The organism is Micromonospora sp. NPDC049679 (assembly GCF_040659735.1).
GTDB lineage: Bacteria > Actinomycetota > Actinomycetes > Mycobacteriales > Micromonosporaceae > Micromonospora_I.
In genome coordinates, this window is sequence record NZ_JBFANZ010000002.1 from 251,328 (window position 1) to 272,925 (window position 21,598).

General features: G+C 70.2%; 17 protein-coding genes, 1 tRNA gene and 1 other RNA gene. 8 read left to right on the forward strand and 11 right to left on the reverse strand.

Translation table 11 applies throughout. The annotated features are described in order from the left end of the window. Window positions 1-45: 45 nt before the first annotated feature. Window positions 46-855 carry a hypothetical protein gene (locus AB0J06_RS02890; protein WP_357423910.1) on the forward strand — a complete coding sequence of 270 codons (810 nt, stop codon included), beginning with the start codon at window positions 46-48 and terminating at the stop codon, window positions 853-855. A gap of 84 nt (window positions 856-939) precedes the next feature. Further along, window positions 940-1,485, forward strand: coding sequence for a nitroreductase family protein (locus AB0J06_RS02895; protein WP_357423912.1), 546 nt, complete (start codon window positions 940-942; stop codon window positions 1,483-1,485). 16 nt (window positions 1,486-1,501) lie between these two features. Here AB0J06_RS02895 and AB0J06_RS02900 read toward each other — a convergent pair whose 3' ends face one another. Continuing rightward, window positions 1,502-2,509 carry a hypothetical protein gene (locus AB0J06_RS02900; protein ID WP_357423914.1) on the reverse strand — a complete coding sequence of 336 codons (1,008 nt, stop codon included), beginning with the start codon at window positions 2,507-2,509 and terminating at the stop codon, window positions 1,502-1,504. Between the two features lie 371 nt (window positions 2,510-2,880). On the opposite strand from AB0J06_RS02900, the gene leuA reads away from it, so the two are divergent. Continuing rightward, window positions 2,881-4,653, forward strand: coding sequence for a 2-isopropylmalate synthase (gene leuA, locus AB0J06_RS02905; RefSeq protein ID WP_357423916.1), 1,773 nt, complete (start codon window positions 2,881-2,883; stop codon window positions 4,651-4,653). 90 nt (window positions 4,654-4,743) lie between these two features. On the opposite strand, the gene AB0J06_RS02910 is transcribed toward leuA, so the two are convergent. Beyond that, window positions 4,744-6,150 (reverse strand): MFS transporter, encoded by a 1,407-nt coding sequence (locus AB0J06_RS02910; protein WP_357423918.1) that lies wholly within the window; start codon window positions 6,148-6,150, stop codon window positions 4,744-4,746. A 99-nt stretch (window positions 6,151-6,249) separates the two neighbouring features. Here AB0J06_RS02910 and AB0J06_RS02915 point away from each other — a divergent pair, with 99 nt between their 5' ends. Both AB0J06_RS02915 and AB0J06_RS02920 read left to right on the forward strand, forming a co-directional pair. Next, entirely contained in the window at window positions 6,250-6,918 is a 669-nt protein-coding gene (locus AB0J06_RS02915; protein ID WP_357423920.1) for an HNH endonuclease family protein, read from the forward strand. Next, window positions 6,816-7,184: a hypothetical protein gene (locus tag AB0J06_RS02920; RefSeq protein WP_357423975.1), complete on the forward strand. Its 369-nt coding sequence runs from the start codon at window positions 6,816-6,818 to the stop codon at window positions 7,182-7,184. Before AB0J06_RS02915 ends, AB0J06_RS02920 begins: the two co-directional genes overlap by 103 nt. A 41-nt stretch (window positions 7,185-7,225) precedes the next feature. Here AB0J06_RS02920 and AB0J06_RS02925 read toward each other — a convergent pair whose 3' ends face one another. From AB0J06_RS02925 to AB0J06_RS02955, 7 genes are all read right to left on the reverse strand, one after another. After that, window positions 7,226-8,350 carry an ABC transporter ATP-binding protein gene (locus AB0J06_RS02925; protein ID WP_357423922.1) on the reverse strand — a complete coding sequence of 375 codons (1,125 nt, stop codon included), beginning with the start codon at window positions 8,348-8,350 and terminating at the stop codon, window positions 7,226-7,228. Further along, window positions 8,347-9,330, reverse strand: coding sequence for an ABC transporter ATP-binding protein (locus AB0J06_RS02930; RefSeq protein ID WP_357423924.1), 984 nt, complete (start codon window positions 9,328-9,330; stop codon window positions 8,347-8,349). Before AB0J06_RS02930 ends, AB0J06_RS02925 begins: the two co-directional genes overlap by 4 nt. A gap of 50 nt (window positions 9,331-9,380) precedes the next feature. Further along, window positions 9,381-10,337: an ABC transporter permease gene (locus AB0J06_RS02935; RefSeq protein ID WP_357423926.1), complete on the reverse strand. Its 957-nt coding sequence runs from the start codon at window positions 10,335-10,337 to the stop codon at window positions 9,381-9,383. Between the two features lie 76 nt (window positions 10,338-10,413). Next, window positions 10,414-11,421 (reverse strand): ABC transporter permease, encoded by a 1,008-nt coding sequence (locus AB0J06_RS02940; RefSeq protein WP_357423928.1) that lies wholly within the window; start codon window positions 11,419-11,421, stop codon window positions 10,414-10,416. A gap of 98 nt (window positions 11,422-11,519) precedes the next feature. Beyond that, complete coding sequence (locus tag AB0J06_RS02945; protein WP_357423930.1) at window positions 11,520-13,190, reverse strand: ABC transporter substrate-binding protein; 1,671 nt, start codon at window positions 13,188-13,190, stop codon at window positions 11,520-11,522. A 256-nt stretch (window positions 13,191-13,446) separates the two neighbouring features. Further along, window positions 13,447-14,040 carry a recombination mediator RecR gene (gene recR / locus AB0J06_RS02950; protein ID WP_357423932.1) on the reverse strand — a complete coding sequence of 198 codons (594 nt, stop codon included), beginning with the start codon at window positions 14,038-14,040 and terminating at the stop codon, window positions 13,447-13,449. Between the two features lie 59 nt (window positions 14,041-14,099). Further along, the gene (locus AB0J06_RS02955; RefSeq protein WP_357423977.1) at window positions 14,100-14,408 is read right to left on the reverse strand and encodes a YbaB/EbfC family nucleoid-associated protein; all 309 of its coding nucleotides are present in this window, start codon (window positions 14,406-14,408) and stop codon (window positions 14,100-14,102) included. 426 nt (window positions 14,409-14,834) lie between these two features. Between AB0J06_RS02955 and AB0J06_RS02960 the strand changes: the two genes are divergently transcribed. After that, the gene (locus AB0J06_RS02960; protein WP_357423934.1) at window positions 14,835-17,849 is read left to right on the forward strand and encodes a LamG-like jellyroll fold domain-containing protein; all 3,015 of its coding nucleotides are present in this window, start codon (window positions 14,835-14,837) and stop codon (window positions 17,847-17,849) included. 54 nt (window positions 17,850-17,903) lie between these two features. On the opposite strand, the gene AB0J06_RS02965 is transcribed toward AB0J06_RS02960, so the two are convergent. Continuing rightward, window positions 17,904-20,204, reverse strand: a complete 2,301-nt coding sequence (locus AB0J06_RS02965; protein ID WP_357423936.1) for a DNA polymerase III subunit gamma and tau — start codon at window positions 20,202-20,204, stop codon at window positions 17,904-17,906. A gap of 107 nt (window positions 20,205-20,311) precedes the next feature. Continuing rightward, window positions 20,312-20,402, reverse strand: an RNA gene (gene ffs, locus AB0J06_RS02970) — signal recognition particle sRNA small type. Window positions 20,403-20,483: 81 nt separating this feature from the next. On the opposite strand from ffs, the gene AB0J06_RS02975 reads away from it, so the two are divergent. Both AB0J06_RS02975 and AB0J06_RS02980 read left to right on the forward strand, forming a co-directional pair. After that, window positions 20,484-20,571 (forward strand) — tRNA-Ser (locus AB0J06_RS02975). A gap of 360 nt (window positions 20,572-20,931) precedes the next feature. Further along, window positions 20,932-21,465 (forward strand): hypothetical protein, encoded by a 534-nt coding sequence (locus AB0J06_RS02980; RefSeq protein ID WP_357423938.1) that lies wholly within the window; start codon window positions 20,932-20,934, stop codon window positions 21,463-21,465. Window positions 21,466-21,598: the final 133 nt, after the last annotated feature.

The following is a 21,598-nucleotide window of genomic DNA, read 5'->3' on the forward strand; positions in this document are numbered from 1 at the left end:
CGGACCTGACGTATCGAAGCGCTTCTTCATACAGAGAATAGGCGGATGCGCCTTCCCGCGGTCTCCCGGTATGCCGTCCGTCGCAAGCTGGTCGGCGCGCTGCTGCTCGCCGTCCCCGTCCTGCTCGCTGGCTGCGGCGGCGATTCGACCCCGTCCGGGGCGGCACCCAGCGGCAGCGCGACCGCCACCGGAGGCACGGAGGAGCGGGCGCAGCTCGCCGGGCTCGTCGCGTTGGGGCGGGACAGCAGCCTCACCGCCTTCTACACCCTGTCCGCGCCCGGGCAGCCGGACCGGACGGTCGGTGTGACCAGGGCCGTCGACGGCAGTTGGCGGATCGACATCCCCGGCGGTGCGCTCGGCGGCGACGCCGACGTCTCGGTCGCGCAGAATTCCACCGGGCTCTACCAGTGCGCCCTGCCGTCGGCGACGAACTACCTCGACCCGGCCTGCGTACGGGTCGGCGACCCGGGCGCCGCCCTGGCCAGCGGCTTTGATCCGCGCATCCAGCACGCCTTCACCGACTGGCAGGAGGTGCTCACCGATCGACAGGCCCCGATCTCTGTCTCCACCACCCCGCTCCTGCCGGGCGTCCGGGGCTCCTGCTTCTCGGTCGAGTCCACCTCCGCGTCGCTCAACCCCGCGCTCGACGTGGGGATCTACTGCTACGAGGCCGCCGGGACGCTGACCGGTGCGAAGCTGGGGTTCGGCTCGTTGGTGCTGGCCGGGCCGCCGACCGCCGCCCCGCCCACGGTCACGCTGCCGGCTCCGGTCGTCGATCGCGAGCCGCTCAATGTCGCCGCACCGGCGCCGGCCACGGAACCGACGACGACGCCCACCAGCCGATCCGTGGGCTGAACCCGCTCACGTGCCGGATTCGAGCCGACACGCCCGGTAGCCCTCGATTGGGCGATCCTCTGTGGAATGCGGCACACTGCGGCCATGGCCGAGCTACACCCGCTGCTCGCGGAGCGGTGGAGCCCCCGCGCTTTCGACCCGTACGCCCGCGTCTCGGACGCCGACCTGACGTCGCTGCTGGAGGCGGCGCGGTGGGCCCCGTCGGCGGCGAACACGCAACCGTGGCGGTTCGTCGTCGGCCGGCGGGACGACGAGACGCACAAGCGCATCTTCGTCAATCTCTCGCCGGGTAACCAGCGGTGGGCCGGCAGCGCGGCGCTACTGGTGATGGGTGCGCACGCGACGGCGAGCCGGACCGGCGCTCCGCTGACCCACGCGGCGTACGACCTCGGTCAGGCGGTGGCGCACTTCTCGCTCCAGGCCGCCGCGCTCGGCCTGCACGTCCACCAGATGGCCGGCTTCGACGCCGCCGGGCTCCGCTCCGATCTGGAACTGCCCGATGCCGTGAACCCGCACGTCGTGGCCGCCGTCGGACGCCTCGGCGACCCGGCGTTCCTTCCCGAGGACCTGCGGCTGCGGGAAACGGGACTGCGCCGGCGGCACCCTCTGACCGACCTGCTGCTGAACTAGGCGTGTTTCGCCTGTCCTAACGGAGCACGGGCAACGTCCGGACCACCGCGCTGCGCCGCCACCATGGCGCGAGGCTGTAGCGCAGGCCGGCTCCGCTCACCGTGATGCAGATGAGGACGAGCGCGGCGAGGAGGCGCTCATCGAAGACCGGGTTGCCGGCGAGCGGCAACGCCGCCATCCACGTGAGGACCAGCAGAACGGTTCCCGTGGTCGCGGCGATGATCATCCCGACGCCCAGCAGCAGTCCGAGCCCGATCACGGCGAGCGCGATCATGAAAGCCCAGTCGACCCAGGCCCGGCCGACCAGTTTGCCGAACACGTCGACGAACGGGCCGTCCACCGCGGCGAGAAATCCGCTGGTCGGCGACGTTCCGGTGCGCCATGCGCCGACAGCGGGCGTGGGGGCGTCCAGCCCGAAGAGTTTGTCGAAGAACGTCCACAGGAAGGCCAGGCCGAACATGACCCGGGTCAGCGCCCAGAGCAGTTGGCCCGGCGCGCTGCCGGCCTGCTCGACGCCGGTGGCGCGGGCGGCGGCTGCCGCTTCGGCCGCCCGACGCTCGGCGCGGGTGATCGGCGATACCCCGCTCGGCCGGTTCCAGGACGGCTCCTGCGGGCCCGTCCGGGTTGTCGACGGGCTTAGGGGCGCCTCGTCGTACGGAGGATCGAGTTCCGGTTCGACGTCGAGCGGAAGGTCGATGTCGAAGGCCTGCTCGGCGACGACCGCATCGTCCGGGTCGGCTACGGGAGCCAGCTCGGGTACGTGAGCCGGCTCGGGTGCGGAAGCCGGCTCGGGTGTCGTGACCGGTGGCGGCGCGAGGACCAGCTCCGGTCTGCGGTTGGGCACGAGTGTCCGCACCGGAGCGGAAACGGGCGCGAAGGTGGGCTGCGAATCGTGGTCGGCCGCGGGCGGTTCCGGCCACGCCGGGACGGCTTCCAACTGTGGCCGTCGGAAGATCTCCGTCGCCGCCTCACCGACCTCTCGCTCGCCGGTCCGCACCGCGCCACCAGCTGTGGCCTCGCCCATCCCCGCCTCCCCGTGGGGCACAAATCGCCCATATGCACGTTACCCTCAGATTCGGTTCGACGCGCCGAAATCACTCGAACACGTAAGGTGAAATTGGGGAGTGGTCATGAGCCGTCCGCACCATGGCTGCGAGCTTCGTCTCAGAGTCCGGGCTTGGCTTGGACGAGCCATATTGATCACGTAGGGTGACGGAAGTCATGTGGCAGGTACTCCTTCTTCGTCGCCGCGACGAGGCCCATCCGGCCGGCACCTCGTCGCGGAGTTGACGTACGCCGCCTTGCCATTCCCGATCGATCGCCCGTCGCGCTTCCGCGCTCCCGATCGAACGTCTGCCTCCCGCCCGACCTCGTCGCCCGCGGCGACCCCGTCACATGACCCAGGAGTTTTCTGACATGTCCGATGCAGCCGGCACCACCGACGCCGATTCCATCGCCCGGCAGCAGCCGAGCCGCATGCCGTACCAGCGCTACCAGCCGTACCACCACCAGTTCTCCGTCGATCTGCCCGACCGGCAGTGGCCGGGCCGCCGGGTCGAGGCCGCCCCGCGCTGGTGCGCGGTGGACCTGCGCGACGGCAACCAGGCGCTGATCGACCCCATGTCGCCCGAGCGCAAGCGCCGGATGTTCAACCTGCTGGTGCAGATGGGCTACAAGGAGATCGAGGTCGGCTTCCCCTCCGCCAGCCAGACCGACTTCGACTTCGTCCGGCAGCTCATCGAGCAGGACCTGATCCCCGACGACGTCACGATCCAGGTGCTCACCCAGTGCCGCGAGCACCTGATCGAGCGCACCTTCGAGTCGCTGCGCGGCGCCAAGCGCGCGATCGTGCACTTCTACAACTCGACGTCCACGCTGCAGCGTCGGGTGGTCTTCGGCCTCGACCGGGACGGGATCAAGGACATCGCCACCCAGGGCGCGCGGCTGTGCCAGAAGTACGCGGAGATCCACACGCCCGACACCCAGATCTACTACGAGTACTCGCCCGAGTCCTACACCGGCACGGAGCTGGAGTACGCGCTCGAGGTCTGCAGCGCCGTCATCGACGTGATCGACCCGACGCCGGACCGTCCCCTGATCATCAACCTGCCGGCGACGGTCGAGATGGCCATGCCGAACGTCTACGCCGACTCGATCGAGTGGATGCACCGACGGCTGCCCCGGCGCGACAGCGTGATCCTGTCGCTGCACCCGCACAACGACCGCGGCACCGGCGTGGCCGCCGCCGAGCTGGGCCTGCTGGCCGGCGCGGACCGCGTCGAGGGGTGCCTGTTCGGCAACGGGGAGCGCACCGGCAACGTCGACCTGGTGACGCTGGGACTCAACCTCTTCTCGCAGGGTGTCGACCCGAGGATCGACTTCTCGCAGATCGACGAGGTCAAGCGGACGGTCGAATACTGCAACCAGCTTCCGGTGCACGAGCGCCACCCGTACGCCGGCGACCTCGTGTACACCGCCTTCTCGGGGTCGCACCAGGATGCGATCAAGAAGGGGCTCGACGCGCTGGCCGCTGACGCGCTGGCCGCGGGCGTCCCGGTCGACAGCTACACCTGGGGCGTGCCCTACCTGCCGATCGACCCGAAGGACCTGGGCCGCACCTACGAGGCGGTCATCCGGGTCAACTCGCAGTCCGGCAAGGGTGGCGTCGCGTACATCATGAAGTCCGAGCACCACCTCGACCTGCCGCGACGGCTGCAGATCGAGTTCTCCGGCGTGGTGCAGCAGTTCACGGACGACGAGGGCGGCGAGGTCGAGCCGCAGCGGATGTGGGAGATCTTCGCGAGCCAGTATCTGATCGACCACCAGGAGTCGCCGAAGGTCGCGCTGGGCGGCTACAGCACGGCGACCGTCGACGGCAAGGTCGAGATCGACGCGGTGGTCCGGGCCGGCGCCGAGGAGCGGTCGCTGGTCGCGATCGGCAACGGCCCAATCGACGCGTACGTGAACGCGCTGCAGGCGCTCAACATCCGGGTACGGCTGCTCGACTACGCCGAGCACGCGATGTCCTCCGGTGGTGACGCGCAGGCGGCGGCGTACGTGGAGTGCGAGGTGGACGGCCGTACGGTCTGGGGCGTCGGTCTCGACCCGAACATCGTGACCGCCTCGGTGAAGGCCGTGACGAGCGCCGTCAACCGCGCGCACGCCTGAGCGTAGGACTTCCGCGTCGATCAAGGGCAGGTTCACCCGATCAGAGATCGGACCACGTGGACATGCCCTTGATCGACGGGAAGGGTGGGTTCATGCGTGGGGGCGGCGGAGGAAGGCGGCCAGGGCGGCGCCGGCCAGCATCAGCGCGGCGCACCAGAGCATCGCCGCCCGGAACGCGGCGGTGAGCGCGGCCGGCATCCGGTAGGCCTCGCCGGAGAGCCCGACCAGCAACGGCAGCGCCGCCACGGCCAGCAGTCCGCCCGTGCGGGCGGCGGCGTTGTTGAAGCCGCTCGCCACGCCACTGAATCGGTCCTCGACCGCACCGAGCACCGACGCGGTGAGCGGCGCCACCACCATCGTCATGCCGAGTCCGAAGAGCAGTACGCCGGGAAAGACCTCGGTCCAGTATTCGGCGCGGGGGCCGATCGACCGCAGCACCAGCACGCCGGCTGCCGCGATCAACGGCCCGATCATCAGGGGCAGGCGGGGACCGATCCGGGTGGCCAGGGCTCCGGCGCTGGGTGAGCCTGCGGCGAGCAGGATCGTGATCGGCAGCGTGGCGAGGCCCGTCTGCAACGCCGAATAGTGGGCGACCGTCTGGAGCTGGACCGAGAGAAAGAAGAGATGACCGCCGAGCGCGGCGTAGATCGCGACCGTGTAGAGGTTGAGCACGCCGAAGATCCGTTGCGAGAAGAGCGACGGCGGCAGCATCGCGGCGGCGCCGCGACGGCGCTCGACGAGCACGAAGAGGCCGGTGGCAACGATCCCGACGAGGATCGCGGCGATCACCGACCAGGAGCCGATGCCGCGGGCGGGCGCCTCGATCAGCGCGTACGCCACGCCGGCCAGCCCCAGCGCGCCGAGCAGCGCGCCGGCCAGGTCGAAGCGCGGCCGCTCCGGCGCGGGGGCGCGGCTTTCCGGGACCCAGCGCAGCGCGGCCAGCAGGACGAGCACCCCCAGGGGGACGTTCATGAAGAAGATCCACCGCCAGGACAGGGCGTCGATCAGCCAGCCTCCGATGAAAGGGCCGACGGCGGTGGAGACGCCGGAGAGGCCGGACCAGACGCCGATGGCCCGTCCCCGGTCGTCGGGGTGAAAGCTGGCACGCAGCACGGAGAGCGACCCCGGCGTCAGCAGCGCGGCGCCGATCCCCTGCACGAACCGCGCGACGACCAGCAGTTCGACGCTCCGGGTCAGGCCGCAGACGGCGGAGGCGGCGGTGAACCACACGACGCCGAGGACGAAGAGTTTCCGCCGCCCGTAGCGGTCACCGAGCGCCCCGCCGAGCAGCACGAACGCGGCGAGGGTGAGCAGGTATCCGTCGACCGTCCACTGGAGACCCGCAGTGGTGGCGTCGAGGTCGGTGCCGAGCTGCGGCAGGGCGACGTTGACGACCGTGGCGTCGAGGAACGCCATGCCGGAGGCGAGGATGGTGGCGACCATCGCGCCGCGTCCGGCCGGAGAGCTCAGGCGCAGGGTCGCCGGGGGCTGGGTCATGTGGTCCAATCTGCCGTGCCAAATATTGTGTTAGTCGCAAATCGCCGAAACCGCCATCGTTTCCCCCGCTCGGCGTCGTACACCCCGCAAGCTTGTCTGGTGGACACGCTCCCTACGCGGTCGAAGACCTGGCGCGGCGCGGTGGCGGCGCTCGTCGCGGCCCTGACCCTCGGCGGCGCCACGGCCTGCACCGCACCTGACGACCCCGCGACCGCACCGTCGTCGAACGGCGAATCGCCGAAGCTGCTCGGGCAGCTCACCGTGGCCAGCGCCGGCTCGATGAAGGGGTACAGCCGGGACCGGTTCCCGCACTGGCGGGACACTGGCAAGAACTGCGACGTGCGGGACACCGTACTGCAGCGCGACGGGGAGGACGTGAAGCTCAGCGGCTGCAACGTGGTCGGCGGGCGCTGGTCGAGCGTCTACGACAACCGCACCTTCTCCGACCCGTCCCAGGTGGACATCGACCACATGGTGCCGCTCGCGAACGCCTGGCGGTCGGGTGCCGCCGACTGGGACGACAATCGGCGCGGCGAGTTCGCCAACGACCTCACCCGGCCCCAGCTGATCGCGGTTTCGGCGAGCTCCAACCGGGCAAAGGGTGATCAGGATCCCTCGCAGTGGAAGCCGGCGAACCGCGACTACTGGTGCACGTACGCAGAGGACTGGATCGCGGTGAAGCACTTCTGGCGGTTGTCGGTCACGACCGCGGAGAAGGCCACCCTCACGGACATGTTGGAGAGCTGCTCATGGGCGAAGAAGCCGTAGCGGAGCAAGTCGCCACCGCCGACAGCCGCACCACGGACATCGTGCCCGGACCGGGGGGCGTGATGACGGACGAGGTCGGGGTGGTGACGGGCGAGCTGACCCTGCGCACCGAGTTCTCCGACGGTCAGGTCACGCTGCGGGTGCAGTACAAGGACGCGGACGAGTGGTACGTGGTGACCGGCGGGCGCGCTCCGCTCGCCGACCCCGCTGATCTCGCGGGCGTGCACACGATCGCGGTCGGCCTGCTGCACCGCCCCGAGGGATAGGACAGGGCCCATTCCCGCGGGAATGGGCCCTGTCCTAGCACCTACGGGGTGGGGATGAGTTCCCCCGGGTCGCCCGGCGAGGAGGCGTCGTCCGGCCGCACCAACTCCGGCTCCACCTCGTGCGCCCGCAGCTTGCCCGCAGCGATCTCCTCCACGTAGTGACACGCCACCCGGTGCCCACCGACAATCTCGCGCAGCACCGGCCGCTCGTCGTGGCAGCGCGTCGGCTGCGCCCACGGGCAGCGGGTGTGGAAGCGGCAGCCGGTCGGTGGGTTGGCCGGCGACGGCAGGTCGCCGGCGAGCAGGATGCGCTCCCGCCGGTCCTCCACCAGCGGATCCGGCACCGGCACCGCGGACATCAGCGCCTTCGTGTACGGGTGCATCGGCTCCCGGTAGAGGTCGTCGCTGGACGCCTCCTCGACGAGGCCGCCGAGGTACATGACCCCGACGGTGTCGGCGATGTGCCGCACCACCGCGAGGTCGTGCGCGATGATCAGATAGGTCAGCCCGCGCTCGGCCTGCAGGTCTTCGAGCAGGTTGATGACCTGCGCCTGGATCGACACGTCGAGGGCGGAGACCGGCTCGTCGGCGACGATCAGGTCCGGGTTGAGCACGAGCGCGCGGGCGATCCCGATGCGCTGGCGTTGGCCGCCGGAGAACTCGTGCGGATACTTCCGGAGCGCGGAGGCGGGCATCCCGACCGCTTCGAGGGTGGCGCGCAGCGTCTTCGCCGTCTCGGCCTTGTCCTTGGCCAGCCCGTGCGCCTTGAGCCCCTCCACCAGCAGCGACTCCACCGACTGGCGCGGGTCGAGGCTGGAGAGCGGGTCCTGGAAGATCATCTGCATCCGCCGGCGGGCGCGGCGCATCGTCTCGCCCTTGAGCTCGCGCAGGTCGGTGCCGTCGAAGATGATCTGCCCATCGGTCGGCTCGACCAGCCGCAGCAGACCCCGGCCCAGCGTGGACTTGCCGCAGCCCGACTCACCGACCAGGCCGTACGTCTCGCCTGACTTGATCGACAGCGAGACGCCGTCGACCGCGTAGACGTAACCGACGGTGCGATCGAACAGCACCCCGCTCTTGATCGGGAAGTGCACCTTCAGGTCGCGCAACTCGACCAGCGGTGCCGCCGCGTCGCTCACGGCCGCCGCCTCGTTCTGCTCGCTCATACCGTCACCTCCTGCGGAACCGGGTTGTTGCAGCGCAGGAGGCCGCCGCGGGCGGTCGGCTCCAGCGGCGGGGTCCCCTCGACACAGGCGTCCACGACCCGGTCGCAGCGGGGCGCGAAGGCGCACCCTTCCACCCACGGGATGTTGTCGGAGACCGAACCGCGGATCGCGTGCAGCCGCTCGCCGCGCAGCGAGTCCAGGCGCGGCACCGAGCTGAGGAGCCCGTGCGTGTACGGATGCCGCGGGCTCGCGAACAACTCGTGCCGCTCCGCGTTCTCCACGACCTTGCCGCCGTAGAGCACGTTGACGGTGTCGCAGAGTCCCGCGACGACGCCCAGGTCGTGCGTGATCATGATCAGCGCCGTCCCGGTCTCGTCGACCAACTGCTTGAGCAGCGTCAGGATCTGCGCCTGGATGGTCACGTCGAGCGCGGTCGTGGGCTCGTCGGCGATCAGCAGCCGGGGCTTGCAGGCCAACGCGATCGCGATGAGCGCGCGCTGCCGCATGCCGCCGGAGATCTGGTGCGGGTATTCCTTGAGCCGCCGGGTCGGGTCGGGGATGCCGACCGCGTCGAGCAGGTCGCGTGCCTCCCGCAGCGCCGCCTTGCGGTCGCGGCCCTGGTGGCGTTCGAGCACCTCGGCGACCTGCAGCCCGATCGGGATCACCGGGTTGAGCGACGACAGCGGGTCCTGGAAGATCATGCCGATCTCCCGGCCACGACGGTCGCGCATGTCATCCGCGCGGAGCTTGAGCAGGTCCGTCCCCTCGAAGAGGACCTCCCCGGTCACCTTGTTGCCCCGCTTCGGCAGCAGCCCCATGATCGCCAGGCTGGTCACGCTCTTGCCGCAGCCGGACTCGCCGACCAGCCCGACGGTCTGACCGGGCTCCACGCTGAAGCTGACCTTGTCGACCGCCGTGAAGGACGGCTCGCCACGCCGCTGGAAGACGACGCTCAGATCCCGTACGTCGAGCAGGCTCATTCCCGTACTCCCTCTTGCCCGCCGCGGCCGCTAATCGTGGTCATGCGCGGTCACCGCCGGTTCTTCGGATCGATGGCCTCGCGCATCGCCTCGCCGAGCAGCGTGAAGCCGAGCGCGACGACAATGATCGCCAGCGCCGGGTAGTAGGCGAGCTCCGGTCGGACCTCGAAATAGCGCTGACCGTCGACGCCGAGCATCAGGCCCCACTCGGCCCGGTTGATGTCCGGGTCGCCGAGGCCGAGGAACGACAGCGCCGCCGCGTCCAGGATGGCCACCGCGAAGGTGAGCGTGGACTGCACGATCACCGCGGTCATCGAGTTGGGCAGCATGTGCCGCAGCACGATCGTGTGCTGCTTGACGCCCAGGGCCCGCGCGGCCAGCACGTGGTCGCTCTCCCGCTGCGCCAGCATCGAGCCGCGGAGCAGCCGGGCGAAGATCGGCACATTGACGATGGCGACGGCGAAGATGACGGTCCACTGGCTCGACTGGCTCGCGACCGCGACCAGGGTGATCGCCAGCAGCAGGCCGGGCAGCGCCAGCATGACGTCGGTCAACCGCATCAGCGCGACGTCGACCCAGCCGCCGACGGCACCGGCGATGGCTCCGATCACCACGCCGAGAGCGAGACCGATCAGCGTGGCCAGCACGCCGACGAAGAGCGTCTGCCGGGCCCCGTAGATCAGGCGGGAGGCGTAGTCGCGGCCCAGCGGGTCCGAGCCGAGCGGGAAGTCGGCGGTGGGGCCCGGGATGTTGTCGACCGTCAGATCCTTGGTCAACTCCTGGAAGCGTTGCACGGGATCGTGCGGCGCGATGAGCGGCGCGAAGATCGCGACCAGGAGGAAGAGTCCGACGAGGACCGCGCCGGTGATCGCCACCGGGTTTCGCCGGAGCCGGCGCAGGGCGTCCCGGAAGAGACTGACCCCGCCCTTCTCCGCGGTCGACCTGGCGAGTTCGTCGAGGCGGGCCTTCTTCTTGTCGGCCAGCACGCCAATGCTGCGTTCACTCATGCCGTCACCTCGCTACGCGCCGTGACGCCATGAGGCTCAACCGCGCTGAACTGGCTGATTCGCTCACTGCGTTCGCTCATCCCACACGCACCCGGGGGTCGATGATCGCGTACGACAGGTCGACGAGCAGGTTGACCACTACGAAGACCAGTGCCGCAAGCAGGATCAGGGCCTGCAGAACGGGATAGTCCCGGCTGCCGCTGATGGAGTCGGTGATCAGCGTGCCGAGACCACCCCAGTTGTACACCTTCTCGGTGAGCACGGCGCCGGCGAGCAGGGCGCCGGTCTGCAGGCCGATCGTCGTGACGACCGGCAGCATCGCGTTGCGCAGCACGTGCCGGCCGCGCACGGTGCGCTGGCGCAGGCCCTTCGCCTCGGCCGTGCGCACGTAGTCCTCGTTGAGCACGTCGAGCACGCTCGCCCGGGTGATCCGCACGATGACCGCCAGCGGGATGGTGGCCAGGGTGATCGCCGGCAGGACCAGGTGCCAGAGCGCGTCCGCGCTCGCGTCGAACTCGCGGGTCAGCAGGCCGTCGAAGACGAAGAAGCCGGTGACGTCGGTGTTGTCGAGTCCGGTGGTGAGCCGTCCGGAGGGCGGGAACCAGTGGATGTTCTGGGTGAAGACGTCCTTGAGCAGGTAGCCCAGGAAGAAGATCGGGATCGAGATGCCGAGCAGCGTGCCGGCGATGGTGAGGTTGTCGAGGAACCGACCGCGGTGCTTGGCGGCGAGATAGCCGAGCGGGACGCCGAGTCCGACCGCGATGATCATGGCGAAGGCCGCCAACTCGATCGTGGCCGGGAAGGCCCGGGTAATCACGTCGATGACCGGTTCACCGGTGCGGATCGAGTTGCCGAAGTCGCCGGAGAACAGTTTCTGCATGAACTTGCCGTACTGCACCCAGATCGGCTGGTCGTAGCCGAGGGCCTTGATCAGCAGCTCCCGTCGCTCCGGGGTCGCCCGCTCACCGAGCAGCGCCTCGACAGGGCCGCCGGGCAGGTTCCGCAGCCAGACGAAGATCAACGCGGATAGCGCGATCAGGGTCACCACCAGCTGTAGCAGGCGGCGCACTATCACTCGCAACATCGTTCACACACCAGACTCTTGAGCTCCGTGCAGGACGGCCCGGGCCGGGAATCTTATCCCGGCCCGGGCCGACCCACTTACCGTGCTATCCGCTGTGGTCAGCCGACGGAGACCGTGTTGAAACGCTCGTCGGTCAGCGGGCTGGCGACCAGACCCTTGACGTCCTTCGTCACCACGATCGCCGGGGGCGCGTGCCAGACCGGGACGGCCGGCAGCCATTTGGTGGCGATGTCCTTGTTGACCTGCTGCCAGGCGGCCTTCTTCTCCGCCTCGTCGACCTTGGCGTCGGCGGCCGAGATCGCGGCGAACATGTCGGTCATCGCCTGGTCACCGAACTCGGTCTTACCCCGACCGAAGAAGGTGCCCACGAAGTTGCCCGGGTCGTTGTAGTCGCCGGTCCAGCCGAGGATGTGCAGGTCGTGCTTGCCCAGCTGCTGGACGTCGTCCTTGAAGCCGCCGTTCCACGGCCGCGGGACACCGTTCACCTTGATGCCGGCGGCCTGCAGGTCGTTGGCGAGGACGGTGAAGATCTCCTGCGGGTTGGGCATGTACGGCCGGGTGACGTCCGGCGGGTAGTAGAAGTTGAGCGTCAGACCCTCGGCGCCCGCCTCCTTGAGCAGCTGCTTGGCCTTCTCCGGGTTGTACTCGTACTTCTGCACGTCCGGCGCGTACCCGAGCACGGTGTCCGGCATGAACTGGCTCGCGACGCTGGAGCCGCCGGGCGCCTTGCTCTGGACGAGCTGCTCGCGGTTGAGCGCGTAGGCGATCGCCTGCCGCACCCGGAGGTCCTTGAGCTTCGGGTTCTTCTGGTTCATGCCCAGGTAGAGGATGTTGAACGCCGGGCGGTTGATGACCTGGAAGCCCTCGCCGGAGAGCGCCTTCCGGTCGGCCGGGGCCGGGAAGTCGATGCCCTGGACCGTACCCGCGCGCAGCTCCTGCTTACGCGTGCTCTCGTCCTTGATGACCTTGATGATCACCTTGTCGACCTTGGCCTTTTCGCCCCAGTAGTTGGCGTTGCGGTTCAAGGTGATCTCGTTCTTCGCCTTGTCCCAGCCACCGAACGTGAACGGCCCGGTACCGGTCGGGTGCGCGTTGGCGTACTCGCTGTATTCGAACGAGTCGCCCTTCTGGGCCACCTTGTCGGCGTCGTACTTCTTGAGCGCGTCCGGGCTCGACATCGAGAGCGAGGTGAGCGCGAAGGCGCCGGGGAAGGCGCCCTTGTAGGTGTTCATCGTGACGACGGCCGTGTTGTCGTCCTTGGCCTCGCACTTGTCGTAAATGGACTTGCCCGCGCCGTCGCCCTCGTTCTTGGCGAAGCCGCCGAACACGTCCATGTAGTAGATCATCTGGCTCTGGGCCGCGGCGCCCTTCATGTTGTACCAGCGGTCGAAGTTGAAGCAGACCGCCGCCGCGTTGAAGGCCGTGTCGTCGTGGAACTTGACGCCCTTGCGGAGCTTGAAGGTCCAGACCTTGCCGGTCGCGTCGTGCTCCCAGCTCTCCGCCAGACCACTCTCGAGCTCGGCGGTGCCGGGCTTGTGGGTGATCAGGGTGTCGTACATCTGCCGGACCGGCCGGAACGACTCACCGTCATCGTTGAAGATCGGGTCGAAGTTCTTCGGGTCACCGGCACCGGCAAAGATGAAGGTGCCGCCCGTCTTGCCTTCGCCACTGTCGCTCTTCCGGTCGCTTTGCGCGCAGCCGGCCGCGCCGACTGCCATCGCGGCAACGGCTGCGGCGGCGATTGCCACCTTGAGCCTTCTCGCCTGCATCTCTCACCTCTGTTATGCGCATGACCAACGCCGGGGTTTTGGCTCGGTCCGTGTGCGGCACGCTAGTGCGCTCAGCAGCGATAGCGAAGTCCCGCTCGCGAATCCTTACCAACCCGACACCTACGGTTGATCATTGACAGAGGAGTGGTCCGGTTTGGCCGCTTTGAGAAGCAATGCGGCATAACAGTTATGTAACAGTCTCGGTAGCGCCGGAACCTGCGCTGTCATACCGAACGGCCGTCAGACCGCGCGGCCGTCAGACCGCGCGGCGACCCTCGAACGCGCGACCCAGAGTGATCTCGTCCGCGTACTCCAGATCGCCGCCGACGGGCAGACCGCTGGCCAGCCGGGTCACGGCGATGCCCATCGGCTTGACCATCAGGGCGAGGTACGTCGCGGTCGCCTCCCCCTCGGTGTTGGGGTCGGTCGCCAGGATCAACTCGCGCACGTTGCCCGAGCCGAGCCGGACCATCAACTCACGGATCCGCAGGTTGTCCGGGCCGACGCCCTCCAACGGATTGATCGCGCCGCCCAGCACGTGGTAGCGGCCGCGGAACTCACCCGTCCGCTCGACCGCCACCACGTCCTTCGGCTCCTCGACCACGCACAACACCTCGTCCGTACGGCGCGCGTCACGGCAGATACGGCACTGCTCGGACTCGGCGACGTTGAAGCAGGTCGTGCAGAAGCGCACCGACTCCTTGACCTTGCGCAGCGCGTTGGCGAGCCGGGTGACGTCGGCCGCGTCGGCCGACAGGATGTGGAACGCGATCCGCTGGGCGCTCTTCGGCCCCACGCCGGGCAACCGGCCCAGCTCGTCGATCAGGTCCTGGATGGCACCTTCATACATGCGCGGGGGCTCTTATCTCGGGTGGCTCTATGTTCCGGGCAGCTGGTGGAAGCGGTGACTCAGAACCCGGGCAGACCCATCCCGCCCATCCCGCCCGTGACCGGACCCATCTTCTCCTCGGTCAGCTGGCGGGACGCCTCGTTGGCGTTACGCACCGCCGCGAGCACCAGGTCTTCGAGCGTCTCCACGTCCTCCGGGTCGACCACCTTCGGGTCGATCTTCACGGACTTGACGTCACCCGCGCCCGAGACGGTCACCGTCACGAGGCCACCGCCGGCCGTGCCGGTCAGCTCCGCCTCGGCGAGTTGCGCCTGAGCGGCGGCCATCTGCTGCTGCATCTTCTGCGCCTGCTTCATGAGCTGCTGCAGGTTGGGCTGTCCACCGGGGCGCACAGGAGGCTCCTTACGACGTGTCTGGCTCGGGCCGCCGCCAAGCCTAGCCGCCACCGGCGGTCGGCCACCGGCACGCCGCCCCGCCGCGCCGCCTCCCGCGGCCCGCCGAGGCGCGGATCACGGGACAGCGCCGGTCGGGTGACCCCGGGCCAGCCGTCACGGCGGCTACCACCTGCCGCACGGCCATTTCTGCGACGGCGCCGGACCGCACGCGGCGACGCGCCGAACGGGATCCGGGCGGAGATCGACGCACCCACCCAGCGAACATAGTCGTTTGTTTATGGGCAGCCGGGATCAGGGCGCCCCGCCCTGTCTGCAATCCGCCAGCAGCCATTGCTTGACGGCGGACCTGCGCAAACCCAACGCTTCGCCTGTCAGCGCGCACAGCCTGGAAGGACGTACATGTCCACGGCCCACAGAAGCCTTCGGCGCCTCTCCGCATCTCTCCTCGCGACCGCCACCGCCACCGCGGCCGCGACCTTCGTTATCGGCGTTACGGCCGGCCCGTCCGCGGCGGCGCTCGCCCCCGATCAGCCACTGAGCGGGACCGCGTCGAGCATGTGGCAGACCAATGACACCGTCCGCGCGCTCGCGGTCTCCGGCGGCGTGGTCTACGTCGGCGGCGACTTCACCTCCGTACGCCCGCCCGGCAACGCGAGCGGCGCCGGCGAGGTCACCCGGACCCGCCTCGCCGCGTTCAACGCGAGCACCGGCGCCCTGGTGACATCGTTCAACGCGACGATCAACGGCAACGTCTTCGGACTGTCGATCTCACCCGACGGCAGCCGCCTCTACGCGGTCGGCAGTTTCACCACCGTCAACGGCGTCACCCGCAACCGGATGGCGGCCTTCAACCTGCCCGGTGGAAGCCTGATCACCGGCTGGGCGCCGAGCGCCAGCGCGACGGTCACCGCGGTCCACGCCGGGGCCGGCGCCGTCTACGTGGGCGGTGACTTCAACACCGTCAACTCGGTGGCCAAGGGACGCCTCGCCGCGCTGCACCCGACGACCGGGGCGCTGATCGCGGGCTTCACCGCGTCGGCCAACAACCGGTCCGTCGCGATCGAACTCGCGCCCGCCGCCGGCCGGCTGCTCATCGGCGGCACCTTCACCACGGTCAACGGGGTCGACCAGAACGCGATCGCCGCGCTCGACCCCGCCACCGGCGCCACCCGGCCGTGGGCGGCCACCGGGATCGCACCCAACCGCCCCAACTGCGTCGCCCATGTCACCGACATCGAAATCTCCGGCGACACCGCGTACGTCTCCGCCGAGGACGAGAACGTGGGCTGCTACGACGGCACGTACGCGGCGAAGGTCGCCGACGGCGCGCTCGTCTGGAACAGCTACTGCTACGGCGGCACCCAGGCGGTCAAGGTCGTCAACGGCTGGCTCTACAAGGGGTCGCACCAGCACGACTGCGGCTACAACCCGGGCGGCTACGTCGGCACCCAGGACCGCAACACCTTCTTCTTCAACCGCCTCGTCGCCCAGTCGCTGGCCGACGGCAGCCAGGGCCACTGGAGCCCGAACACCAACGCCACCACCTCGACCAACCCCGTCGGCCCCCGCGTGCTGGCCAGCGACGGCACCCAGCTTTTCGTCGGTGGCGACTTCACCACCGTCAACAACGCCGCACAGCAGGGCATCACCCGGTTCCGTCCCGGTGGCGGCACCGCACCGGATCGCCCGGTCGCCCCGACCGTGACCGCTACGGCCGCCGGCACGCTCACCGTCACCTTCCCGGCCGTGGCCGACCGCGACAGCGGCACACTCACCTACTCGATCTACCGCGACGGCGGCACCACTCCGGTCGCCACCCGCACCGCCGAATCGTGGCCGTGGACCCGCCCCACGTTGCGGTTCGACGACACCGGGCTCCCCGCCGGCAGCAGCCACACGTACACCGTCGCGGCCAGCGACGGAACGCTGAGCAGCGGACGGTCGCCAAACTCGGCGTCGGCGACCGTCAACGGCAGCGACCCGGCCAGCTACCCGGCGACGGTGCTCGGCAGCGGCCCTGAGACGTACTGGCGGCTGAACGACAGCGCCGGCACCGCCGCCGACAGCTCACCGGCCAACCGCGCGGGCACGTACGTCGGCGGGGTGACCCGGGGGCAGACCGGCGCGATCGGCGATGACACCGCGGTCACCGTGAACGGTTCCAGCGGCTACGTCACCGCCGACCAGCCCGCACCGGCTCCTGCGGCGTTCACCCAGGCGGCCTGGTTCCGCACCACGACGCTGACCGGCGGGACGATCCTCGGCTTCTCGAATGCGCAGACCGGACCGGGGACGATCAACGACCGGGCCGTGTGGATGGACAACAACGGGCAGCTGGAGTTCGGGCTACGCCAGACGGCGTCGGCGACGAGCCGGTTCACCTACGTACGGAGCCCGAACTCCTACAACGACGGCGCGTGGCACCAGGTGGCCGCGACGTACGACGGAACGACGATGTCGCTCTACGTCGACGGGGCGCTCGCCGCGTCGGCGGCGGCGACGCACGCCGGCTCCGGCACCGGTTACCTGCGGGCCGGCTACACCGACCTGACCCGCTTCGACACGGTCTTCGGGCCCAACCAGACCGCCAGGACCTCACCGAACAGCTTCTACCTCAACGGCAGCCTGGACGAGGTGGGCGCGTGGTCGCGGGCGCTCCCCGCCGACCAGGTGCGCGCGCAGTGGATCTCCAGCGTGGTCGGCGGCAGCACACCGCCGCCACCGGCGGCCTCGTACGCCGGCACGGTGCTCGGTGACGCGCCGTCGATGTACTGGCGGCTCAACGAAACGGCCACCGGTGCGGTCGCCGACTCGTCCGGCAACGGACGGGGCGGCACCTACCGCGCCGGCCTGACCTTCGGCGCCGCGGGTGCGATCGTCGGCGACGCTGACACGGCGATCGGCTCTCCCGGATCGTCCGGCGTGGCCTACAGCAACACCTCGGCCGCCGGTCCGACCACGTACTCGCTCGAGGTCTGGTTCCAGACCACGACGACGCGCGGCGGCAAGCTGCTCGGCCTGGAGAACGTGCAGACCGGGTGGGGCACGTCGTACGACCGGCAGCTCTACCTGACCAACGCGGGGCGGCTGGCGTTCGGGACCATGTCGGGCGGCGCCCAGCGGGTGGTCGAAAGCGGCGTCAGCTACAACGACGGGGCCTGGCACCACGCCGTCGCGACCCAGGGGCCGGGCGGCATGACGCTCTACGTCGACGGCGCCGCGGTCGGCACCGACGCCACCACCACCCCGGACGCCGCGACGGGCTTCTGGCGGCTGGGCGGAGGCAACCTGACCGGGTGGCAGAACGCCCCGACGTCGAGTGCCGTCGCGGGCACCATCGACGAGGCGGCGGTCTACCCCACCGCGCTGACGGCGGCCCAGGTGGCGTCGCACTTCACGCGGGCCGGGCGCTGACACCCCTCGACCAGAACTGACGGAGCCCGCCCCAACCGGGGCGGGCTCCGTCAGTCAGCGCGTGTCCTCTTCGCCGATCTTCTCGGCACCGAGCGTCTGCTGCAGCAACTGCAGCGCCTGCTGCTCGCTCGTCTGCCGCGCGGTCTTCTCGTCGATCACCACGTCGAGCGGCTCGTCACCCGGGTCGAAGCCCTCGTAGGCGGCGGCCGCCGCCTTCGGCGGACCGTCGTATTCCGGGTCGTAGGGAGGCTCGTCGGGCATGGTCCCGTCGCGCCACGCACCCTCCGCGCCCTTCGCCGGGGTACGCGCGACGCGTCCCGCCGCGGCCGCCCGCGCGGCGGCGAGGCCGGGACTCGGCGCCCCGTTGCCGTTGCGAGGGCTCCCGCCGTCGGCCACGGCCGGGACCTGGGGCTCGGCCGGGGCCGGGCTCGGGGCGACGCCACCGGGAGTGGCCGGGGTGGGCCAGGCTTCGCTCTCGGCGGCCGGGGCCGCCGTCGGCGCGGCGCCGCCCGGGCGGGCCGGCTCCGGCCAGTCCGAGTCGCCGGTCGACGGGGGCGACGGTGCGCCGCGCTCGGCCGGTGCCGACGTGGCGCGGTCCGGTTGAGCGGGGCTCGGCGTCGGACGCGCCGGAGCGCTGGGGGCGGCGGACGCCCGCTGCTCGCCGGCGAGCTCGCAACGGATCTGCCAGCGGACGCCGAGCACCTCGTAGATCGCGTCGAGGAGCAGACCCGGCGAGCCGGAGAGCATGTTGGCGTGCACGCTGTGCCGGAACGTCAACACCAGCGTCTGGCCGTCGATGTCCCGGACCGTAGCCTCCCGCACCACGGCGGCGGCGCGCTTGCTCTTCCGACTCACCATGCCGAGGACCTCGTCCCAGACCCGGCGTACGGCGACCGCGTCCAGCTGGCCGGGAACGGCGGCCGGGCCCGGCGGGACCGGCTCGGGAGTGACCGGATCGGGCATGACGGCCTCGGGCGGCACCGTGCGGCGCACCGGCTCCGGCTCGGGGGTCGCGGCCGGTTCGGGCACGGCGGCCGGCGGGGCGACCTGGGCCGGCGGCGTGGGCGGCGCGGTGACCTGCGGCGACGGTGCAGCCGCGGGCCGCTGGGTCGGCGCGGGGACAGGCGCTGGGCGTACCTCCGCCTGGGTCGCCGCGGCGTGGCCGGCGGCGGCCGGCGGCACCTCTGCGCCGGGGAGCGTGAGCCGACGCTCCATGCGTTCGAGGCGCTGCAGCAGCGCGCCGGTGGAGTCTTCGGCGCCCGGCAGCAGCATGCGCGCCGTCACCAGCTCCAGCAGCAGGCGGGGCGCGGTGGTGCCGCGCATCTCGACAAGTCCGTTGTGGACGATGTCGGCGGAGCGGGAGAGTGTCGCGGGGCCGAGCCGCTCGGCCTGCGCGGCCATCCGCTCGATCTGGTCGGTGGGGCCGTCGATCAGGCCCTTGTCGACCGCGTCGGGCACCTGCTGCACCACGATCAGGTCGCGCAGCCGCTCCAGCAGATCGGAGGCGAACCGGCGCGGGTCGTGGCCCGCCTCGGCGACCCGGTCGATCGTCCCGTACGCGGCCGCGCCGTCACCGGCGGCGAGTGCGTCGCACATCTCGTCGAGCAGCGCGCTGTCGGTCACCCCGAGCAGCGCGACCGCCCGCGCGTAGCTGACCCCCTCCGGCCCCGCGCCCGCGATGAGCTGGTCGAGCACGGACAGGCTGTCCCGGGCGCTGCCGCCGCCCGCGCGGACCACCAGCGGAAAGACCGCCGGGTCGACGGTGACGCCCTCGGCCTCGCAGAGCTGCTCCAGGTAGGGGCGGAGCACGCCGGGCGGAATCAGCCGGAACGGGTAGTGGTGGGTGCGCGACTTGATCGTGCCGAGGACCTTCTCCGGCTCGGTCGTCGCGAAGATGAACTTGACGTACTCCGGCGGCTCCTCGACCAGCTTGAGCAACGCGTTGAAGCCGGCCGACGAGACCATGTGGGCCTCGTCGATCACGTAGATCTTGAAGCGGCTGCTCGCCGGGGCGAAGAACGCCTTCTCGCGCAGCTCGCGGGCGTCGTCGACACCACCGTGGCTCGCCGCGTCGATCTCCAGGACGTCGATCGACCCGCCACCGTCGGCGCCGAGCGAGCGGCAGGAGTCACACTGCCCGCACGGCTCCGGCGTCGGGCCCTGCTCGCAGTTGAGCGAGCGGGCCAGGATGCGGGCGCTGGACGTCTTGCCGCAGCCACGCGGACCGGAGAACAGGTAGGCGTGGTTGAGCCGCCCGCTGCGCAGCGCCTGCGACAGCGGCTCGGTGACGTGCTCCTGGCCGATGACCTCGGCGAACGTCCTCGGCCGGTACTTGCGGTAGAGCGCGAGTGCCACTCGTCCGCCTCCTCTCGACCGGGCCATTCTCCTGCCGGCGGGTGGGCTCAGCTACCCCAGCCTGCTACGCGTGTCTGACAGGATCGGCGTGACGGTGGCGGAAAAGATAAGGCCCCCCGTGCACCCGTCAGAGCCCGCTTATCCTTGCTGCCTTCCGGCCCTGGGGAGGTTCACGAGATGCACGCCGCACGGGGGGTGTCCCCAGTCTAGCGGGGTGCTCCAGGGATGCCGAAGGGTGGTGGCGTGGGTCACGACGGAGGTACCTGTATCCTTGCCGACGGAGGATTCGCCTAGAGGCCTAGGGCGCACGCTTGGAAAGCGTGTTGGGTTAACACCCTCACGAGTTCGAATCTCGTATCCTCCGCCAGCCTGACCAGGCACAACGCAGGGCCGGCCCCACCCGGGGACCGGCCCTGAGTCGTCTCCACGCCGACTCGCCACCGCCCGCCACCGCCCGCCCTCGCCCGGCCTCGCCCGGCCCTCGCCCGTCGATCAAGGGCATATGCGCACGCAACGATCTTCAATCGTGCGCATACGCCCTTGATCGGTGCGAAAGTCCTTGATCGACGGGATAGGGATCCGCCGCGGCGGCGCATCCGGGCGCGATCGACGGGCGAAACGTCGTCGTACACATGTGCGATCCACAGGTTGTGGATATCGGGCAGACCCTTTTGAGACCTCGTGCGTTATCAGTAGCGTTGGGCACCACTGGTAACTGGAGGATCACATGACGCGACGACCCCTCGCGTTTGCGGCAATGCTTCTCGGCGGGATGCTGGTCGCCGGATGCGGCCAGGCGTCGGCCGAAGGAAGGCATGATCCCCCGTCGTCCACATACGGGCCGGAGATCGTGCACTTCGGTGGCGTCCGGGACATCCGCTTCGGCGAGACGAGGGAGCAGCTGACGAAGCGCGGCGCGCTCGACCCGAAGGGCCAGGCGTGTGGTCCCGCTTTCGCCGGGCTCAAGGCCGTCGACCCGGTCTTCGCCGACGACCGGCTGGTGCTGGTCTGGGTGAATCCGCCCCAGCACACTCCCGAGGGCGTCACGGTCGGCACGCCGGTCACCAAGGTCCGCACCCTGTACTCGGAGATCGACGACCTCAAGGCGCCGCCGAACACGTACCGCTACGACGGGATGCTCATCGCCGAGGGCGACCGCGCGTACCTCTTCCTGCACGACGGGGAGAAGGTGCAAAAAACCATCATCGGGTACGCCGAGTACGCCCACCGCCTCTTCGACGACGGCTTCGGCTCCTGCTGACACCCATATCCGTCGATCGTTTCGGTACCGTCGGAGTGCGGCGACTTCCCATTAAGGGCTCGTCGACCGGCCCAGCGCGGAGATCAACGTCGTGGCGCTCGTCGGCGAGCGTGGCCGGGAGGTGCGCGAATTC